The following is a 20,124-nucleotide window of genomic DNA, read 5'->3' as shown; positions in this document are numbered from 1 at the left end:
TAATTGCTGATAGTCATGCACTTAAATCACGCCCCTTCACCATCGCGCCAAGATTGTTACATGTTGTCGTCATTGGACTTTGTCGGTGGCATGAAGCGCTGGCGATAATATATAATAAGGTGTATGTGGTCTTGGCTGTCTACAAGATGGTGAGCCGCCGTGCTGTTCCTGTCGGTACGTGGCGGGAGGACTTCCCTCTATAAATTTGTGGCGAGAGACGTGTCAACCTTGCAAACCGAATGTTTATTTTTGTTACATACTTATACAAATATGGCCATTTTTGTGAAATAACGCTACTATTTTTGTGTTTTAAAGTGCAAAATTATTATATTTGCAACGCAATAAGTATTATCCCTCCCAGAAATATGGCACAATTATCAGATCGTCTCAACAGTTTGGCAGCTTCGGCCACGTTGGCCATGTCACAAAAAAGCGCGGAAATGAGGGCGCGGGGCATAGACGTGATTAACATGAGCGTTGGTGAGCCTGACTTTAATACGCCTGCCCATATCAAGGCCGCTGGCATAAAGGCCATTGAGGACAACTGCTCCAAATACTCGCCCGTGCCTGGTTTCCTGTCGCTGCGAGAGGCCATCTCGGATAAACTCAAACGTGAGAACCACTTGCAATACGGCGCCAACGAGATATTCGTTAGCACTGGGGGCAAGCAAGCTGTGTGCAACACCGTGCTCGCGTTGGTAAACCCCGGCGATGAGGTCGTCATCCCTGCGCCTTATTGGGTGAGCTATCCCCAGATGGTTAAAATAGCGGGTGGAGAGCCGGTGGTGATACGCGCGCTATTCGAGCGAGACTTCAAGATTACGCCTGAGCAGCTGCGCCAAGCTATCACGCCCAAAACCAAGATGGTCATACTCTGCTCACCCAATAACCCAACGGGCACCGTTTACACCCGCGACGAACTTGACGAGCTGGCCAAGGTGGTGCTTGGGCATGACGGCGTCTTCGTGTTGTCAGACGAGATATACGAGCGCGTTAATTATGCAGGAGCGAACGCCAGCATTGCGTCTTGTCCTGGCATGAAAGCGCGCACCATCATCTGTAACGGAGTGAGCAAGGCTTACGCCATGACAGGATGGCGGCTTGGATGGGCGGCCGCGCCCGAATGGATTATCAAAGGTATTAACAAGCTACAGGGGCAATACACCAGCGGCACCTGCGACGTGAGCCAGATGGCCGCGCTCGAGGCCTATAACGGTGACCAAGCATGCGTGGAGGGTATGCGTCAAACTTTTCGGCGACGCCGCGACCTCATTGTCAAATTAGCCCAAGACGTCCCCGGGCTTGAGGTGAACGTGCCCCAAGGGGCTTTCTACCTTTTCCCCAAGTGCGACTACTTCTTCGGCAAAAGCGATGGTGAGCGCGCCATCAACGACTCCGCCGACTTCGCTATGTACCTGCTCGAAGAGGCCCACGTGGCCACCGTGGCCGGCGAGGCGTTCGGCGAGCCGAGTGGATTGCGTTTGAGTTATGCCACGAGTGACGAAAATATTCGCGAGGCTATGAGGCGCGTAAAGGAGGCGGTCGGCAAACTGAAATAAAATAATGTTAAAAACAAGCGAAAACATTTGCAATTACATAAAAGTTGTTATCTTTGCGAATATCAATACGACAAAACACCACCCATATATTGGTTAATCGTGATGAAAAAGCTATAAACTAACAACTTGAAGAAAAAACATTCATAAATAATTTATTAACAACTAAAAATTAATTTAAGATTATGGCAACTACACAAAAAGCCGCAGCCCCCAAGGCTGTCAAGAAGTCTGAAGGCTTCACAGGAATTAGAGGTGCATTCTGGATCATCGTCGTATGCTTCATTGCAGCTGTATGTATCTTTAATTTCGTATTAGGCGCTGGCGAGAATTTCCAAGGTGGTGATAACGCTAACGCTCCCGCTAACATTCTCGGTACCATCTATAAAGGTGGCGTCGTCGTACCAGTGATCCACACATTGTTGCTAACCGTGCTCTGTCTCTCCGTGGAGCGCACTTTGGCATTGAAAACGGCTTTTGGCAAAGGTAACCTCACCAAGTTTGTCGCCAATATCAAAGCTGCCTTGAAAGCCAACGATTTCAACAAGGCGGAGCAACTCTGTAACCGAATGAGAGGCTCTGTTGCCAACGTGGTGCTCGCTTCTCTCAACGCTTACAAGGATATGAACAGCGGCGCAAACGTGTCTTTGAAAAAAGCGCAAAAAGTTGCCAAGATACAGCAGGCTCACGAGGAGGCTACCCAGCTTGAGATGCCTACCCTGCAAATGAACCTTCCCATCATCGCGACTATCGTAACGTTGGGTACGCTTACCGGTCTGCTCGGTACCGTAACTGGTATGATCCGGTCTTTCCAAGCTTTGGCCGCTGGTGGTGGTGGTGACTCGCTCGCCCTTTCAACAGGTATTTCTGAGGCTTTGATCAATACCGCTTTCGGTATCGTAACTTCTTGGTGCGCCGTTATCTCCTATAACTACTTCACCAACAAGATTGATAAATTGACATACGCACTCGACGAGGTAGGTTATTCAATTGCTCAGACATACGAAGTTAACCATGCGGACGAAGCTTAATTTTTGCTAACCCCTTAAAATATTTATCGCTATGGGTAAAGTAAAAATTAAGAAAAGTGACGTCTGGATAGACATGACCCCTATGTCTGACGTGATGGTGCTTTTGCTTACGTTCTTTATGCTCACGTCTACATTTGTGAAGCAAGAACCGGTAAGGGTGAACACGCCAGGCTCGGTATCCGAAATCAAGGTTCCGGAAAACAATGTCCTCAATATCCTCGTCAGCGATGACGGCAAGATATTTATGAGTTTGGACAAGACCACCGACAAGGAGGCCGCTCTGCAAGACGTTACCGGTCAGTTTGGTATTCAGCTAACAGCTGAACAACAGAAGAAGTTTTCGGACGATCCCATGTGGGGCGTGCCGATGGATGACCTTCAAGCATACCTCAATATGGACAAGAACAAGATGCCGGAGGCTATCAAAAACTATGGCATCCCAACCGACTCCGTAAAAGGCAAAGAAGGGGATGCGGCTATGAGCGAGTTCCAAATTTGGGTGAAGGCAGCCAAGGAGGCCAACCCCGACGCCAAGATCGCCATTAAGGCCGACGAGAAAACTCCATACAAGACGGTGAAAAAGATCATGAGCGAACTTCAAGACATGAACGAGAACCGTTACTATCTCATCACTCAATATAAGAAACAGGAGGACGCATAATGGCAAAGCAAGGAAAAAGCAAACAAAAGAAGATGAATGTCCGCGTGGACTTCACTCCTATGGTTGACATGATGATGCTTCTCATCACGTTCTTCATGCTCTGCACGTCTTTGGCAAAACCACAGACGATGGAATTGAGTATGCCGAGTAACGACAAAAACCTGAACGAGCAAGACAAGACCGTGACAAAGGAGTCTTACACCATCACGATCTATTGCGCTGCCGACAACCAAATATACTACGTTGCCGGTATGGTCAAACCCGAGAAGCCGGATTGTTTGCAAAAAACCACGTGGGGAAGAGATGGGATACGCAGAGTGCTCTTCAACCATGAGACTGAAGACGGAACCACGCCTGTGAAGCAGGTGATGGAAGCCAAGGCGAAGCTCGACAAGAAAAGAGACGACCCTAACGGCAAGATGTCTGACTCCGTATACGCTAAGGAGTTGAGCAAGATCAAGGCTGGAGAGTTGGAGAATGGGAAAATCCAAACCATGACAGTCATTATCAAGGCCACAGACAATTCCAGTTACAAAAACCTCGTGGACGCTCTTGACGAAATGCAGATTTGCAGCATAGGTAAGTATGTAATCGACAAGCTGAGCAAGGATGACATGGAGCTTCTCAAGAAGAACAATGTCAAGATGTAAGCATTATCGAAACTATTTAAAAGTTAAGAAATGGCAAAAATAGATGTAACAACCAACGCATGGACAGATCTTGTCTTTGAGGGCAGGAACAAGGAATACGGCGCGTACAAGCTCCGCAGGTCCACCTCGAAGAGAAATATCTACTCCATCATGGTTATAGCGTTGCTGGCTGCGCTGTTCATTGCGTTTTACATCGCAAAGTCTGCATACGATAGGTATCAGGCCGCGCACCAGAAAAACGAGCAGGTGACAGAGTTGTCCGTATTGAACCAGCCTAAGAAAAAGGCAGAGGTTAAGCGCAAGGATATTCAAATCCCTGAGAAAAAGCAGGAAGTGGTCAAAGAGGTGAAGTCTTCTATCAAGTTTACCGCGCCCGTCATCAAAAAAGACAAGGACGTGAAGCCTGAGGAAGAGATGAGAACCCAGGAAGACTTGATGAAGACCAACACCGCTATCGGCGCGCTTGACGTGAAAGGAAACAGCGAGAAAGGCGAGGTGCTCAAAGTGACAGAGCGCGTGGCTGACGAGCCTGTTAAACCTGATAAACCGGAAGTTGAGAACAAGGTGTTCGACGTTGTGGAGCAAATGCCTAAATTCCCCGGTGGCGACGCCGCCTTGATGAGGTATCTCTCCGAAAACATCAAATACCCTGTCGTGGCGCAAGAGAATGGCGTGCAAGGACGTGTCACGGTGTCATTCGTGGTGGAACGTGATGGATCTATCACAGATGTGAAAATTGTTAGATCTGTCGACCCGTCGTTAGACCGCGAGGCGCAGCGTGTCGTGAGGTCCATGCCTAAGTGGATTCCCGGCAAGCAGAACGGCTCGGCCGTGCGCGTGAAGTACAACGTTCCTGTGCAGTTCAGGCTTCAGTAATAATAATTTATGAGAAAAATAACATCTTACATCATCGTAGGATTAACACTGTCCGCCAGTCTTCTCTCTTCTTGCGACAACAAGAAGGGAAAAGACGGCCGGACGGATACATATTCATCAGGGACGATAAGTTTCGTCTCTGATGAAAGTTTTAGTCCCATTATAGAAGAAGAGCGTTTCGTCTTCGAACACGATTATCCACAGGCAAAGGTCAAACCGATATACACCAACGAGTCTGACGCCATCAAACGGTTGCTTGAGGGCAAGACATGGTTGGCCTTTACGGCCCGCGACTTTAAACCGTCAGAGCTGAAAAACCTGCAAGCCAAGAATTTCAAGCCGGTTTCCCTGAAATTGGCATACGACGCTTTGGCTTTTATTGTTAACAAAAACAACACCGATACCCTTATTTCAGTCAAGGATATCGAGCAAATCATGAGCGGCCGTATCACCACTTGGGGACAGCTTCACAAGGGTTCCAAGCGTGGCGCGATCACCGTGGTGTTTGACAATGCCAAGTCAAGCACTGTCCATTATGTAGAAGATTCCATCCTTGGAGGCAAGCCCATCGCCAACCCTAACGTGGCCGCGGTGAACAAAACCGAAGAGGTCATCAAATACGTCGAGAGCACCCCCAATGCCATTGGTATCATTGGAAACAATTGGCTCAACGACAAAAGAGACTCCACCAACCTCACGTTCAACAAGAAGGTTCGCGTGATGAGCGTGAGCCATGTGCATCCCGCCACGCCTGCCAGTGGCCGCAAGCCATACCAATATTACATTTATAATGGAGAGTATCCGCTCGTCAGAACCATCTACGCGCTGCTCAACGACCCGCGTCAAGGCTTGCCTTGGGGGTTCGCTCATTTTGTTGAGGGCCCAAAAGGACAACGCATAGTTTTGAAAACTGGACTGCTTCCCGTCATGGGTAACATAAATGTAAGAAATGTTAATATTACAGAATAGAGGCAACAAAATCAAGATAACAACAGTTTTATACAAAAAAAGAATTTTGCAACATTAACACTAAGATTAAAGGAATTATGAAAGTAGCTAAATATTTATTGCTGGGCGCGCTTGCTTTCGCTTCGTTTGCGCCGACAATGGCACAAGACAACAAGGCTGTCGTGGAGCAAGCCACGCAAGTGATCAAGGCTAAAGGTCCTGATTACAAGGATAACGTAAAGAAATTGTACAAGGAAAACAAAAAAAATCCAGCGGTTCTTGTAGCTATCGGCAAGATTTTTCTCAACGAGAAAGACACTGTCAACGCACAGCGTTTCGCGGATTATGCGCTCTCCCGTGACCACAAGTATGCCAAGGCTTTCTTGCTCAAGGGCGACATTGCCGTAACCCAAGACGACGCTGGCACGGCTGCCGAAAACTATCAACAAGCCAAATATTTTGACCCGAAAGACCCAGAGGCTTATTACAAGTATGCCATGATCCTGCGCGGAAGAAGCCCGGAAGAAGCCGTGGCCAATCTCGAGGAGCTGCGCGCTCAGCGCCCAGACTATCCCGTTGACGCTCTGTGCGGCCGAATTTTCTACATTGCCCAGCAGTATGAGAAAGCGGAGGCCTACTATGACAAGGTGACAGACAAGAGCAACATGGATGACGAGGATATCACGTACTATGCCATGACAACATGGCTTCTCGGCAAACGCGACAAGAGCATAAACATTTGCAAGGCAGGTTTGAGCCGAGACCCGCGCCGCTCGGGATGGAATCGTATAGCTTTCTACAACTATACCGACCTCAAGCAGACAGAGCAGGCTCTCGACTACGCCGATCGTCTCTTCAACAAGAGTGACAGCGCACATTACATTGGCGAAGACTACATATACTATGGCACCGCTTTGCAGATGGCCGAGCGTTGGGATGATGCCGTCAAGGCTTTTGACCAGGCCATCGCGCTCAACAAGGGCAATGACAAACAAATTGCCATAATCAACAAGAACCTCTCCGACGTTTACCTCAAAAAGGGCGACTACGACAACGCCGTGGCGTATTACGAGAAATCCGTCGCTGGCGTGGATACGACCATGGAGACGCTTGACAATCTTGGCACGCTCTACACGGAGATTGCCTCAAGGAAGACACACGCAGGCGACCAAGCTGGCGCCAACGCGGCATTTAAGAAAGCAGACGCTGTGTATGCGCTGATAATGGAGAAATTCCCCAATTACAAGAACTACGCCAACTATATGCGTGGCCAGATCAACGCCAACTTGGATCCTGATAGCAAACAAGGGTTGGCCAAGCCATACTACGAGGCTCTATCCGCCTCGTTAGAGGGCAAGGCAGAGAAAAACAATAGCGAGTTATCAATGTTGAAGCAGGCTTATCTCTACCTTTTGGTGTATAGCTATAACGTAAGGCAAAACAAGGCGGCGGCCAAGGTCTACGCTAACAAGCTGCTCGGCATCGATCCTGAGAACGAGGTGGCCAAGCAGGTGGCAGCCATGAAATAAATGCGTGGAGCGGTCGCGTCGCCGACGCCCGCGAATCGCGGTAAAAACGCCAAATCCCCTGTCGCCAACATGGTGATAGGGGATTTTGTTTGCGTCATGCGCGCTGGCGCGACCTTGCCCTTCGCGACCTACAGTAAAATATCCTTGAGCGCGAAATTTGTGAGGATGCTGGTAGAGCCGCATAGCATCTTGATAAACTCTTGCGCCGCGTTCTTGAGATACGCGTCCTTGAGCATGTGTATGCAGCCCTCGATTTGATTGTCGGGCATGTCGATAGGGATGGCTTTCAGCTCGTTCTCATGGTGCAAGACGGTAGACTCGGCCAATATGGACACATAGTTGGTGCGATGCAACAGTTGGAAAATCAAGTCCACATTGTTTACCTCTACCTTTACTTTCAAGTTTAAATCTTTTTCAGCCAAAAATTTGTCAAAGGCTCTCCGGGCCAGCAAGCCATGCGCCGGGAGCACCAATCCGTGGTTTTGCAACTCCTCCGGCTTAACGTTTTGCTGTTTGGCCAAGACATGGTCGCTTTTCATGACGGCGGCCAATCTGTTGCTGAAGATGACCCTGCTGTCAATATCCTTGTTGAATTTGAGTGGCAAAAAGGCCAGCACGAAATCCACCTCCCTGCGCTTGAGCATATCCATCAGCTCTTCCATGGATTGGTAGAAGATGTTGAGCTTGACACCCGGGTGTATTTTTATGAAGTCCACCATGGTGTCCATCATGATGGTACTGAAAGAGTATGTCACACCGATGTTCAGCTCGCCGGTGAGCATTTGTTTCAAATCGGCCATGTGGTCGAAGCACGAGTCGGCGGCCACCACGGCTCGCTGTGCGTAGGGCAGCAGCTCGCGTCCCGGCTCGGTGAGATGCACCTCGTGGCTGTTACGCTCAAAGAGGGGCAGCCCCACCTCGTTCTCCAAGTTGCTAATTTGTTGCGACAGCGTGCTCTGCGATATGTAGAGCCGCCGGCTTGCCTCCGAGAAATTGAGCGTCTCGGCCACTTTCAAAAAATATTTTAGTTGTCTTATTTCCATTGTGTTCTGCTTGTTTCAAGTGCAAAGATAGGGATAATCGTCAAGAAACGTATGCCTTGTGGCCAGCTTTGCTGTCATTGGCTCGCACGCACTTTGGCCGCCTGTTCTCGCCTTCGCTGCATCAAGAGGTTGTAATACCTGATTTTGCGTTTGTTCTGCCACATTCTCCTGATGAATATGTTTGGCACGGCCACCCCCGCCGCGATAACCAATATGATGAGCGATGCCATGATAAAATAGTGCATGCCCGCCGTCACCTCGCCCACGACACCTTGCATGTCGACAAAGGCGAACAGCGCTCGATACATCAACACGCCCGGCACCATGGGTATGACGCTTGGTATGGACAGGCACTGGTGCGGCGTGTGAAACCAGTGCGTGGCCATGGCGCAAATCAAGCTGATGAGCGTGGAGCCCGCCAGCGAGCCAATGACGATACCTTGATCCAGCCCGGTGTTGCCGGTGCTTGGTCCCAAATTCACAAAGTTGCGGCAGCACACGGCGATGATGCCTCCCACGGCGATGATGGGCAGCAGTTGGCGTGGCGTGTTGAAGATGGTGGAGAAGCCTATGGCCGAGATGGCCGCGGCGATGGCAAACTCTATATAGTTATGGTGGGGCACCATCGAGAGGTCGTGCACGAAATTGTCTATCCCACAGAAATCTATGGCAAACGTGATGCCGAACACCATCGCGATAACCATGAGCAGGGTGTTGAGCGCGCGTATAAGTCCCGTCTGTATGTGCCCGTTGAGCATGTCGCTCACGAAATTTATCAGTGGCACGCCTGGCACTATGAACAGCGCGCAGGCCAACAGTGGGTGCCAAGGCGTGTCCGAGATGACGCACGATGGCATGGCGTGGGCCAACGTGGGCGAAAGGGATATAAACGAGCTGAGCCACGCCAAAATCGTGGACACGAAGGCGGCGGCGCATATGCTGATATAGTTGTTGGCCCCTTTGGCCATAAGAAACATGCGCAGCCTGAAACCGAGGATGGCCGCCACCGACGCATAGAAGAAGGCTGGCCAGTCGCATCCGAACTGGATGCAGAAGCCGCCGCAGGCAAACCCGGCGGCGGTGGCCACCTGCCATGGCGTGTAATGGCGCGGCATGCGCTTGATACGGTCCAGCTCTTCGGCGTATTTCTCCACGTCATAGTTGTATTTGATGGCCCGCCACGTGAGATGGCTCACGCGCGTCACGGCATCCATGTCTATGCCGTGCTTGACGCATTTTTGAAACTTGGTGTACGATTTCTCGTTGTTGCTGTAGTTGAGCATCAACACGTTGTAGTTGATGTATACGTTCAGCAACCGTTCGTCCAGCTCCCAATGGTCTGCCACTCGCTTCATGTTTCTCACTATCATCACCGTGTCTGCCGAGCAATCCATCAAGAAGCAGCCTGTCTGCAAGAGCAAGTCGAGTTTCCGATGCAGTGTGGCCACATCGGAAACATTCATCGAATTATTATCCATATTATCCCGAAAGAGTCTTTTATCCTAACACGAAAATCATGATCTGTATCGTCACGATGCGCATGAACATGGCAAAAGGGTATACCGCCGAGTAGCCCACGGCCGGCGAGTTGCTTTGCGTCATGTCGTTCACGTAGGCCAATGCCGGCGGATTGGTGTTCGCGCCGGCGAGCACGCCCAGCAAGGTGAAGTAGTTGATGTGAAACACATAGCGGCCTATCAGTCCTCCTATGAGCATTGGTATCATGGTGATGATCAGTCCGTAGCCTATCCATGTCAAGCCCGCCTGCGTGGCCACGGTCTGCACGAACTGGCTTCCGGTGCCTAAACCCACGCATGCCAAGAACACGCACAGGCCAAATTGTCGCAACATGAGGTTGGCGCTCAACGTGTTGTACGTGACGAGATTGTGCTTCGGCCCGAAATAGCCGATGAGCAGCGCCACGATGAGCGGGCCTCCCGTAAGCCCCAGTCGCAGGGTGGCCGAGATGCCTGGCAGCACGAATGGCACGTTGGCCAGCACGCATCCTAACATGATGCCGAGAAAGATGGGTATGAGGTTTGGGTCGTTCAGCCTGCGCTCGCTGTTGCCGAAGACTTTTTCCACGTGGCTGATGGACAGCTCATTGCCCACCACGGTCACACGGTCGCCCATCTGCAGCCTGAGCTTTGGCGTTGCCACCAAGTCCACGCCGGAGCGACTTATCCGGGTGATGTTCACGCCAAAGGTGCTCCTTATTCTCATCTGCTCTATCGACTTGCCGTTCACGGCAGTCTTGGTGATGAGTATCTGGCGTGACACAAGCTCGTTGCCAAATTTCTCCCAGTGCATCTCCACGCGCTCTCCCAGCAGGGCGCAGATGGGCTCTTGGTCTGCCGGGCGCGCCACGACGAGCAGGGTGTCGCCCACGCGCACCGCGGTGCTGCCATCCACCACCTCGTCGTGGCGGCCGTCTTTGGCGCGATATATGCGCGAGATCATGAAGTCGCGCTTGAGCAATTCGCGTATGTGCCCTACCGTCGCGCCGTCGATGGTGTCGTTGCTCATGGTGATGGAGAAGGTGTTCAGCGTTATGTTCTCCAAATGGCCAATGCCACCCTCGGCCGCTTTTTCCTCGTCATCCACATTGATTCGCAACACCCATTTTAGTATTAGAAACGACAATATCACCCCCAGCACGCCCATGGGGTACGCCACGGCGTAGCCAGTGGCTATCGTTGGCGCATCAATGCCGCGCAGGTCGCTGTACGCCTGCTGCGCCGTACCCAAGCCGGGGGTGTTGGTCACGGCTCCGGACAATATGCCCACGACCGTCGTGATGGGCGTGTCCGAAAGGTAAAACACGCCTGTCGCTGACACCAAGCTGATGGCTATGACGATGGCAACAAGCGCGTTGAGCGTCTTGCTGCCCTTGGTGAACGAAGAGAAGAGCCCCGGCCCAACCTCCAAGCCAATGGAATAGACAAAAAGTATCAACCCAAACTCCTTCAGGAAATGTAGCAAGTGCACGTCCAGATTGAAATTGAAGTGCCCTAAAATAAGTCCCACGAAAAGTATCCACGCCAATCCTAACGACAGCCCTTTCACCTTTATTCTGCCCAAATACAGCCCTGCCGTTATCACAAGCGCCAATATCATGACGGAGTGGGCTACCCCGCCACCCCAAAACTCGGGAAATCCTCTGAAAAGATTAAGTATTATTTCCATTTGTCCTATTGTGTTTCGATGGTGCAAAGTTATGGCGAAACGCAAATGATAACAAGGCTTGGCGTTGGCAAATCGCGATACCTGCTATCAGTTTTGACCATGGCTTTGGTGCTCGGACGTGCGCTTTGGCATGAACGCCGAAGTCTTTTCATGCAATTAAAAACGCCAGTAATTGCGTTGTTGGCGCAGATGTTCGCGTTGATGGTGCGTCTGTCTTGCTATTGTCGTAGCTGATTGCGGCTAAAACAAATGACGATACCACCTACAATTTAATCTTTATGCAATCAATTAGACAAAACGTTAACCATGCCCATCGACGTTCGCTCCTGTCGAAAGACAGTCTTGCCCGGCGGACAATCGGCCATCAGCCGCGCGCCAATATCATTTCATGTTTCCCTTGCCGTTTTCCTCGCGCGCGAATAAAAAGCCTTGGCCAATCGGCGCTGGCCCTTCCTGCGCCGGACAAAAAAAAGTCCCAAAAGCCGCGTTGCGACCTTCGGGACAAAAATTTCAAATTATGAGAACAGAATCAATGATTGTTCGTCTTTAACCCATGTTCTTGGAAAGACGGCGCGTTTACTCGCCGAGGTGGATAACCTCTTGTGGGCAAACCGCGGCGCAAGACCCACACTCCGTGCATGCGTCAGCGTCAATTTTGTAGATGTCGCCTTCTGAAATAGCCTCTACCGGGCACTCATCGATGCAAGTTCCGCATGCGATGCAGTCTTCACTAATTACGTAAGCCATAATAATTCGTTTTGTTGGTTCAAAATGTTTTTGTACAATATGTAAGCGCGTGGGCGATATCGCTCGCCCTTTGAAATATGGTGCAAAGATAAATAAAATATTCGGAATACCTACAAATGATGATGTTTTTTTTTGAAATATTTATTTTTTCCCTTGACATGAAAGTCGTTTTACGCGTATTTGTCAACATGGGTTTCGTCCCAAAGCAATATTTAACCCACCGCCACGTTATATCAACATGAAAAGAGCGCTTGTCATCTCTCTCGTCGCCTTGGCCACTGTACACGTGGCTTCGGCGCAGCGCGGAACGGTCCAAAACCGCCCGTACACCGATCTTAGGCCATTCCATTTTGGCATTTTGGTGGGCCCGCATGCCCAAGATGTAGAGTTGACCAATGTCGGTCCGCAAATCACCATTAATGATGATGGCACTCAAAGCGAGCGCGTCATCACCGCAGACCAAGATCGCTGGGATCTTGGCTTTCATGTGGGCGTGCTTGGCGAGTTCAGGCTTACCGACGATTTCCAGTTGCGCATCGCGCCCGCCCTCTATTTTGGCAATCGCCACATCGTGTTTCGGGACATGCGTCCACGGGCCGTCGACACCTTCGCCGAGCGCAGGCAAAACCTCAAGACCGTGTACGCGGGGTGTGCCACCGATATTATCTTTGGCGCAAGCCGCCGCGACAACCACCGGCCTTACATCATGGCCGGGCTTAACCCCGTCATCAATCTCACCAACAGCAAGAACGATTACATCGCCTTGAGACGTTACGACCTGTTTCTTGAGGCGGGCGTGGGGTGCGATTTTTATTTGCCTTTTTTCAAGCTCAGGCCTGAAATCAAATTCATGTACGGCCTGACCAACGCTTTGGACCCCAACTTCCCCGGTCGCGTCAAGGACAAAAACATGCTGCCATACGCCAAGGCCGTGAACAAGGCGCAGTGCAAGATGGTCGTTCTCACATTTTATTTTGAATGACCTCCGTTCCATTCCGATCGACAACAACCGTTGCTCTCTCAACGTGTTAAACCTAATTAAACATGATTGAAAATATCCTGCCACATCAATCGCGCATTAAAAACATTGTGCGTTGAACATTGTGAACAGTGCATTGAAAACAGTAGTATTTATGAAACTTATCCTATTTTTATTCTTTATGCTGTGCCAACCCATCGCCGCCCAAGACATCGACGGCACTTGGAAAGGCACGCTTGAGGCTGGCACGCAGCGGCTCACCATTGTGCTGCGTGTGAGCATGGCGCAAAACTCTGTCACCATGGACGTGCCCGAGCAGGGCGTGGAGCGGTTGCCGCTCAAGGTGAACACGCTCCGGGCAGACTCCATCGACGTGGCTTTCGACCGCTTGGCATTACGCATCACCGCCGTGCCCACACCCGGCGCGCTCGTGGGACGTTTCCAGCAAGGACTGTTCGCCACGCCGCTCACCCTGCGACTGGGCACCGTGACTTACAACAGGCCACAACAACCACAGCCACCCTATCCCTACGAGACACGCCAAGTGACCTTCCGCAACGACAATGACTGTGTGCTGTTGGCCGGCACCCTCACGCTGCCCGTGGGCTACAAGCAGGGTAGGCGTGTGCCCGTGGCGCTTATGGTGACGGGCAGTGGGCCGCAAAACCGAGACGAGGAGCTGTTCCATCACAAGCCCTTCTTTGTCATGGCCGACTTTCTCGCGCGCCACGGCATAGCCACGCTGCGCTATGACGATCGGGGCGTGGCAGCCTCAACGGGCAATTTTGCCACCGCCACAACCCATGATTTCGTCGCCGACGCGCGCTGCGGACTGGCTTGGCTCAAAGCCACGCGCATGTTTTCCAAGGTTGGCGTGGTAGGTCACAGTGAGGGTGGCATGGTGGCATTCATGCTGGCGAGCGAACACTTGCCCGATTTTATAGTGAGCCTTGCCGGACCGGCGTGCAGGATAGACACCATGATGGTGATGCAGCTCAACGGCCTCGGCAAGGCGCAGGGCGCGACCGCCAACGTGGTGGCCAACACGCGCGAGGCGCGGTCCATGCTGCTGAGACAGGCCGACACGCCGTGGATGCGCCAATTCATAGACACCGACATGCGTCCCTACGTGCGTGCCACACGCTGCCCGGTGCTCGCCCTCGGTGGCGAGGCGGACCTCAACGTGCCGCCAGCCATCAACACCCCGGCTCTTAAGGCTGGCCTGTCGCGCAACCAACATGCCACTATCAAGGTGTACCCCGGGTTGAGCCACTCGTTCCAGTTCAACCCGTCAGGATTGCCATCCAACGCCGTCAATATAGATCAGACCATGGCGCCCTGTGTGCTGGCCGACATCGCACGGTGGATTAACGCCCTGTAGGGCGGCCGCGCCTACGCCGCTTTTGCCACGACCGATGGCTCGGGCACCGTCTTGGCGAGGCAAGCGCCATCTTATGCTGAAGAAAGAGCAGGGTAGGGAAATCACGTGTGGGCATGAACCGTTCCGCCGTTTGCCCCCGGACGAAGGGCTCATGCTCCCCCCCACATGGACGACGGCGCGCGTCCTGCCCCAACCAATCTGTACAGGCAAGCGCGAAAAACGTGTAAAAGACATGGATGTACAGCATGTTAATCGCGTGTGGCTATCAGCGGTCGCCTCTGTTTGGACCAATGATGCCGCGCGCTGTCCGCGTTTTGTCCCAGACAGCGGAAAACAATAAGAAAAACAGAGAAATGATTTCAGGAAGAGGCACTCTTATGCCTGCCGTTTGCCAATGTATACCAATGGCGTTCCGTTTAGGCCCTAAACGCGACATGATAAGGCACTAATCGGCACGCCATCGCTATCTAATCGCAATGCCATTGGTGCTTGAACGCAAGCGGGAGCTATCTTAAATTTTGTGGTGTGGGCAACCTGAGGACATCCCAAAATGAGCCACGCTTTGTCATAATGTTGGGTGGTTGCTTTCCGCCGTGGACGGTTTTTGGAAAGTGCCCGTATGGCTATTTCACAAACTTTTTTCCACCACGTATGTAGACGCCCTTTGGCAGCGCCTCTATCGACGTGCCCATGCGGCGGCCGTCAACGGTGTATATCATCTTGGCTAATGACGGGTCTACATGGCGCTCGGCCATGCCGGCTGGCGTGAGATGCTTCAGATAGTCTATGTACACGCAGTCGTCCTTGTACGTGATGTTGAAGACGGGCATGTCCGGGGCGGACACGCGCCATTTGGCGTTGGGCAAATCCATGCTCTGGCTGAACGTGGAGTCGGCGCGCTCGTCATCCACCCGAAAGATGTCGCCGTTCACTTGCTTGGCGTAGTCGAGACGAGAGATGGTTTTGCCCGAGGTCTTTTTGCCAATGCGGTAAGACGACACGAGACGACCGTCGGCCGGCACGACAGTCATGCGCGGTTTCCCTACCTCGTTGTTCACGTCGTTGGCCATCAGGCTAAAGAGGGTGGCGTCGTAATTGACGTGGTAGATTAGTAACCCCTTGGTGGATGGGTCGTACACCACCTTGTCTTTTCCTTTGTACCATGCCATGCGTTGGTTCCACCCCTTGTCCTCGAAAAGCTGCAACACGAAGTACTCGTTGGCGTCGTTGGGATTGACCACTTTGACGGCGTTGGTGCCCCCCGACACGCTGCCATCCAACCTGACGTGCGCCGCTTCGGTGAGCGTGGGTATATGGTCCCAGCCCATGGCCTCGCGCTCCCACGCCGTGTAGGCTGTCGGACAAAAACCTCCGCCCACATACTCGCCTCCGTCCATCAAGTCCCAGTCTTCCATGCCTTGGTTGTCGTATGTGTCGTCCAGTGTGGTGGGATAGAAGTCGGGCAAGCCCAAGCAGTGCGAGAACTCATGGCAGAAGAGGCCGATGCCGTTGATTTGATCGGTGCTTTGGCCAAAAAGCTCATTGCTGATGCCACCTTGGTTTACCCCTTTGCCGTCAAACTTCACGTCGCTAAACCCAAAAAAACGTTTGGGCCACATGGTCTCCACCGCGCCGCCGGAACTTTGACCTTGGCCAGCGTAGACCACGTATACAAGATCTATGTTGCCATCGTTGTCTTGGTCGTATGGCGCGAAATCCACCGATTGGTCCACGGCCGCGCAGGCATCTTTGAGTAGCTGGATGTACCGCTCGTCTCGCCCATTAGGGGCCGTCCCACCGTAATAGGCCATCTTCTCAGGCAGGGTGATGGGCCCTTGAATGTCAAATTGTGGGCGGAACCTGCCATCGCTCTGTGCCATGAAATACTGCCTCACGCTGCCATAGTTGTTGTTTTCGCCATTGCCCAAGTTTCGCGGATGGCCATCCGTGGCGTTGAAATATTGCTCGAACGACGCTCGTGGGTTTTTCAAGGCGAACTTCTTGTCTTGGTATTCGGCCAATATGACCAACACTCTCGGCGAGCCCATGTGTGGGAATGTGGTCTTGGATGTCGCTATTGGCTCGCGGAGCATGGCTCGCGCGCGGGTGGCTTGGCTCGCGCGGGCCAAGTAAGTGGTGGGGTCTACGCTCAGTTTTTTGAAGTCGTTGCCGTGGCGTTCGAGGATGTTGCCATTCATGTCGGTGTACCACGAGAAAGTGTCGTCGCCGTGGAGTCGCACGGTGATGGTGGTTCCGTCGCTTTGCGCGAAGGTCATGGGGTAGGGCCATACCTTGTGTGCGCGCGCGCATAGCGTGTGAAAGATTACGACAAGGAGTATAAGCAGTGTTTTTTTCATGATGTTTGGGGTTATGCATGCTGACGGTCACGCCATGTCTTACTCTTTATGCCATCGATGGTTGAGGAAACATTGTCCCTTTCGTCGTGTCTGGCGGCCAAGCCCAATGGCGCGCGCGCTACATTTGAGGCATAGGCCTTGCACCGCGTGAAACGGTTTGTCGGCCCACAAGGTGTTGCCCGTACCCGGGCAAATGGAATGCCATGTTGCAAAGTTACTAAAAATAAGGCGATTTGTTGCGTTCTGAAGTGACAAAAATAACGTGTCAATCATCTTGCCTTTCTTCTCAGGCCAATGACGTGGAAGATGGTGAAAAACGACCTTCGCAGGTCACTGACTTTGTTTTATTTTATCGCAGCATCCCTTTATCATGTTTCTTATTTGCGTTATGCGGGCTTGCTCTTCAGGTCGGTGCCGCCGATAATAAACCAGGGCACTTTGCAAGTTGTCAAGGGCGGCTATCCATTCATGTCGATACGTATGGATGAAGCCAATGCGATAAAAGACGTCGGGCGTCTCGTTTGGCTTGCAAAGACTGAGCGTTGCTTGGTAGAGAGGCAGGGCTTGGTCGTATTGCCCCAAGAAAAAATGGCTCTCGGCGTTGGTGAAATAATAGACGGAGCGCTCTTGTGGGGCGAATGCCGACAATTGTGGGATTACGGAGTCTAAAAGGGTAGTGGCTTGTTTGTAATCCCACTCGTAATAGCAACACACGCCGAGATATGCCTTGAAGCGTGGGTTCAAGCGGTAACGAGCGTTGAGTTTTTGCAGCAGCAGGCGCGCCTCGTGATATTTGCCACTCTGAAAATAATCCAAGGCCATGCCCAGACGGTCGCTGTCTGACACTTGCGCGCTGGCTTTCGCGCGCGGCGCCAGCGCCATTGTCGCCACCGCTACAAGCCAAAGTGTAAGGCGAAAGATTGGGGCGTGACGGCGCATGGGCGATTATTTCACGTAAAAATCGATGAGCGTGCGGATGGCCTTTTGGCAGGCTGGACAAAACTCAGGGGTCTCGTTGGTGCGCATTCGGCAATCGTCATAGGCGCGGTAAACGCCTTTTAGCTTGTAGCCCGCGCCCTCGAAGAAGCCCGCCTTGGGGTCGTGGCCGATGAGGTCTTGCCATTTGCCGCTGAAGTTTGCCTTGGTGGTGATGTTTTGTTCCCACGGCTCCACGTCCAAGGGATACATGTCTATCTCGTCGCCTTCATAAGCGTATTCGTCAGCAAGGCCGGCGAAGCTGTGCCCGAACTCGTGCACCACGACTGGCTCCGACCATCTGTTGTGCGTGGTGGAGAGCACGTATGAGTTGAGTATGCCACCACCGCCATACCGCGCCGAGTTGACCAAGACGAGAATATGCTCATAGGGGATGCCGGCCAGCAGGTGGTGCATGGTTTTCAAACGCGACGTGGTGAGGTAGCGCTCGCTGTAGTTGGTGTACCAATGTGAGCCGAGGGCGGTGTTCTTCCACAGTTTCTTGCCCGGCTCGCTGGCGCCGCTTTGGGTGGAGACGGCCTTGACGGCCACGACGTTGAAAGCTCCGCGAGCGGTCTTGAAAGGCTCGTGCGCGAAGATGGCTTCCATTGCCTTTTTGGCGTCTTGTATGAAGATGGGCATCTCCTCGGCCCTGTACCCCTCTGCCAAGAACGCTAAATGGATGCAGTGAGTGGTGTCGTCGGCTGTTTGCAGCGTCTCGAACGGTGTGATGTCGCGCTCGCCGATGGGACGAATGAGGATGTCGGTGGGCGCCACTTGGTGTGTTTGCGAGGCGCACACTTGGCGGCGGTTGTCTCGCAGTTGCACGGTGATGTCCACGGTGTCTTTGGGCATGGGCACCAAAAAGACATTCTCGAACGCTCTGCGCGTGCGCAGGGCCTCGGGCTCTTGCTGCCACTCTTGGAACAGCGTGGAAAAAGCGTTGCGGTAGATTACGCGCTGTGAGCGATGGTCGCGCACGATGATTTGTCCGTTGCCCTCTACGGGCGTGTCGGCCAACCGGTGTCGCTTGCCGTACCAATGGGGCGAAACCAACAGCTCGTCCACGGCGATCTGCTGGTCGGCGTGGCTGCCTGAGAAGATATAATCAACGCGAAGCGTGCGGTCTTCGAAATAATCGTCGAAAGCCTGCGCTTGGGCGGTGGCGCTTGTGACAAGCGCCGCGAGGAGCGACAAAAATGTTTTTTTCATAGTGGTGTCATTCTTGCTCGTTATTTAGTACACGCGCAACTGTCGTCCCACTTCAATTTGATAATCAGGCGGCAGTTTGTTCATTTTATAAAGACTCTTCAGCCTTATGCCGTAATGTTGGGCTATGGAATACATGCTTTCGCCCGGTTGCACGATATGTGGCTTGTTTTTGAATGCTTTGGGCGCATGTTTGCGTTTCTTTTTGAGGTACACAATCTCGCCGGCTTGAAGCACGTCGTGGTAGTCGCGCTCATTGTATTTGGCGATTTTGCGGCCCGACAGCTCGATCTCTTTGCCAATGGCTTTGAAAGTGTCGCCCTCGCGGGCCATCATGTAATAATTCTTGTTGAAGATGCGTATGGGGTGCAAGCGATGGCTCTGGTCCACGGGTTGGGCCACTCCCGAGCGCTCAGCCATGAAGTGATCGTAAGTGGTGGCGTTGTCGTAAAGGTACAATTTGTACAGCTCAATAATCTCGATGAGCTTGTATGCGTAACGTGGGTTGGTGGCGTAGCCGCACGCTTTCAGCCCATGCGCCCATCCTTTGTAGTCCGTGAGGTCGAGCGAGAAGAGGCGAGCGTATCTCTTGCTCCGCGTGAGAAAGGCGCTGTGGTCTTCGTAGCTCTGCTTGGGATTGTCGTAAACGCGGAAACATTCTCCAATTTCGTCGTCGTCGCAGGTCATGCTCCGCCCTGTCCACCCATGACATTTAATGCCGAAATGGTTGTTGCCCCGTGTGGCCAGGAGGCTCGTGCCCGCCGCGCTCTCAAACACGCCTTGTGCCAATGTGATGCTGGCGGGTATGTGGTGGCGCAACATTTGCTCGATAGCCATGTCTTTGTATTGGTCGAAATATATTTGGTATTGGTTGTTCCACTTTGTCTGCGCTTGCCCATAGAGGGTGGCGCAGACGCAGAATAGGCAACACAAAAAATGTTTCAATCTATACATGGGAATATGGATTTGAGGGGTGTAGGGCCGTCGGGCTGTTGG

Annotated in this window: 18 protein-coding genes; 10 read left to right on the top strand and 8 right to left on the bottom strand. The window is 52.3% G+C overall.

The genetic code is table 11. The features are described from left to right. Positions 1 to 365 precede the first annotated feature (365 nt). From HMPREF1640_RS01535 to HMPREF1640_RS01505, 7 genes are all read left to right on the top strand, one after another. Positions 366 to 1,559: a pyridoxal phosphate-dependent aminotransferase gene (locus HMPREF1640_RS01535; protein ID WP_036891778.1), complete on the top strand. Its 1,194-nt coding sequence runs from the start codon at positions 366 to 368 to the stop codon at positions 1,557 to 1,559. Positions 1,560 to 1,741: 182 nt separating this feature from the next. Continuing rightward, entirely contained in the window at positions 1,742 to 2,587 is an 846-nt protein-coding gene (locus HMPREF1640_RS01530) for a MotA/TolQ/ExbB proton channel family protein (RefSeq protein ID WP_036891776.1), read from the top strand. Between the two features lie 31 nt (positions 2,588 to 2,618). Continuing rightward, complete coding sequence (locus tag HMPREF1640_RS01525; RefSeq protein ID WP_036891774.1) at positions 2,619 to 3,248, top strand: biopolymer transporter ExbD; 630 nt, start codon at positions 2,619 to 2,621, stop codon at positions 3,246 to 3,248. Beyond that, positions 3,248 to 3,898 carry a biopolymer transporter ExbD gene (locus HMPREF1640_RS01520; RefSeq protein WP_036891771.1) on the top strand — a complete coding sequence of 217 codons (651 nt, stop codon included), beginning with the start codon at positions 3,248 to 3,250 and terminating at the stop codon, positions 3,896 to 3,898. Before HMPREF1640_RS01525 ends, HMPREF1640_RS01520 begins: the two co-directional genes overlap by 1 nt. A 30-nt stretch (positions 3,899 to 3,928) precedes the next feature. Then, a complete protein-coding gene (locus tag HMPREF1640_RS01515) occupies positions 3,929 to 4,774 on the top strand; it encodes an energy transducer TonB (protein WP_036891769.1) in 846 nt (281 codons plus the stop codon). A gap of 9 nt (positions 4,775 to 4,783) precedes the next feature. Beyond that, positions 4,784 to 5,743 (top strand): PstS family phosphate ABC transporter substrate-binding protein, encoded by a 960-nt coding sequence (locus HMPREF1640_RS01510; RefSeq protein ID WP_036891768.1) that lies wholly within the window; start codon positions 4,784 to 4,786, stop codon positions 5,741 to 5,743. A gap of 77 nt (positions 5,744 to 5,820) precedes the next feature. After that, positions 5,821 to 7,251 carry a tetratricopeptide repeat protein gene (locus HMPREF1640_RS01505; protein ID WP_036891767.1) on the top strand — a complete coding sequence of 477 codons (1,431 nt, stop codon included), beginning with the start codon at positions 5,821 to 5,823 and terminating at the stop codon, positions 7,249 to 7,251. Positions 7,252 to 7,379: 128 nt separating this feature from the next. On the opposite strand, the gene HMPREF1640_RS01500 is transcribed toward HMPREF1640_RS01505, so the two are convergent. The 4 genes from HMPREF1640_RS01500 to HMPREF1640_RS12680 all read right to left on the bottom strand — a co-directional run bounded on the left by HMPREF1640_RS01500 (position 7,380) and on the right by HMPREF1640_RS12680 (position 12,227). Then, entirely contained in the window at positions 7,380 to 8,294 is a 915-nt protein-coding gene (locus tag HMPREF1640_RS01500) for a LysR family transcriptional regulator (protein ID WP_036891764.1), read from the bottom strand. 74 nt (positions 8,295 to 8,368) lie between these two features. Continuing rightward, positions 8,369 to 9,772, bottom strand: a complete 1,404-nt coding sequence (locus HMPREF1640_RS01495; protein WP_036891762.1) for a threonine/serine exporter ThrE family protein — start codon at positions 9,770 to 9,772, stop codon at positions 8,369 to 8,371. Between the two features lie 19 nt (positions 9,773 to 9,791). Next, on the bottom strand, positions 9,792 to 11,480 hold the full coding sequence (locus HMPREF1640_RS01490; protein WP_036891757.1) for a putative transporter: 1,689 nt from the start codon (positions 11,478 to 11,480) through the stop codon (positions 9,792 to 9,794). 576 nt (positions 11,481 to 12,056) lie between these two features. After that, positions 12,057 to 12,227, bottom strand: a complete 171-nt coding sequence (locus HMPREF1640_RS12680; RefSeq protein WP_081935238.1) for a DUF362 domain-containing protein — start codon at positions 12,225 to 12,227, stop codon at positions 12,057 to 12,059. 238 nt (positions 12,228 to 12,465) lie between these two features. Here HMPREF1640_RS12680 and HMPREF1640_RS01480 point away from each other — a divergent pair, with 238 nt between their 5' ends. From HMPREF1640_RS01480 to HMPREF1640_RS13450, 3 genes are all read left to right on the top strand, one after another. Next, positions 12,466 to 13,209, top strand: coding sequence for a porin family protein (locus tag HMPREF1640_RS01480; protein ID WP_036891752.1), 744 nt, complete (start codon positions 12,466 to 12,468; stop codon positions 13,207 to 13,209). 151 nt (positions 13,210 to 13,360) lie between these two features. Continuing rightward, complete coding sequence (locus HMPREF1640_RS01475) at positions 13,361 to 14,587, top strand: S9 family peptidase (protein ID WP_036891750.1); 1,227 nt, start codon at positions 13,361 to 13,363, stop codon at positions 14,585 to 14,587. Positions 14,588 to 14,660: 73 nt separating this feature from the next. Beyond that, on the top strand, positions 14,661 to 14,927 hold the full coding sequence (locus HMPREF1640_RS13450) for a hypothetical protein (protein WP_197051468.1): 267 nt from the start codon (positions 14,661 to 14,663) through the stop codon (positions 14,925 to 14,927). 283 nt (positions 14,928 to 15,210) lie between these two features. Here HMPREF1640_RS13450 and HMPREF1640_RS01465 read toward each other — a convergent pair whose 3' ends face one another. The 4 genes from HMPREF1640_RS01465 to HMPREF1640_RS01445 all read right to left on the bottom strand — a co-directional run bounded on the left by HMPREF1640_RS01465 (position 15,211) and on the right by HMPREF1640_RS01445 (position 20,082). Beyond that, positions 15,211 to 16,944: a M6 family metalloprotease domain-containing protein gene (locus HMPREF1640_RS01465; protein ID WP_036891746.1), complete on the bottom strand. Its 1,734-nt coding sequence runs from the start codon at positions 16,942 to 16,944 to the stop codon at positions 15,211 to 15,213. Positions 16,945 to 17,274: 330 nt separating this feature from the next. Further along, positions 17,275 to 17,826, bottom strand: a complete 552-nt coding sequence (locus HMPREF1640_RS01455) for a M48 family metallopeptidase (RefSeq protein WP_197051467.1) — start codon at positions 17,824 to 17,826, stop codon at positions 17,275 to 17,277. Positions 17,827 to 17,889: 63 nt separating this feature from the next. Beyond that, positions 17,890 to 19,131 carry a M64 family metallopeptidase gene (locus HMPREF1640_RS01450; RefSeq protein WP_036891738.1) on the bottom strand — a complete coding sequence of 414 codons (1,242 nt, stop codon included), beginning with the start codon at positions 19,129 to 19,131 and terminating at the stop codon, positions 17,890 to 17,892. 24 nt (positions 19,132 to 19,155) lie between these two features. Beyond that, positions 19,156 to 20,082 carry a glucosaminidase domain-containing protein gene (locus HMPREF1640_RS01445; protein WP_036891736.1) on the bottom strand — a complete coding sequence of 309 codons (927 nt, stop codon included), beginning with the start codon at positions 20,080 to 20,082 and terminating at the stop codon, positions 19,156 to 19,158. Between the last annotated feature and the right edge of the window lie 42 nt (positions 20,083 to 20,124).

Origin of the sequence: Prevotella sp. S7-1-8, from assembly GCF_000758925.1 — a bacterium.
Classification (GTDB): Bacteria; Bacteroidota; Bacteroidia; order Bacteroidales; family Bacteroidaceae; genus Prevotella.
The sequence above is the reverse complement of the archived record's forward strand: the minus strand, read 5'-3'. Positions and strand labels throughout refer to the sequence as shown.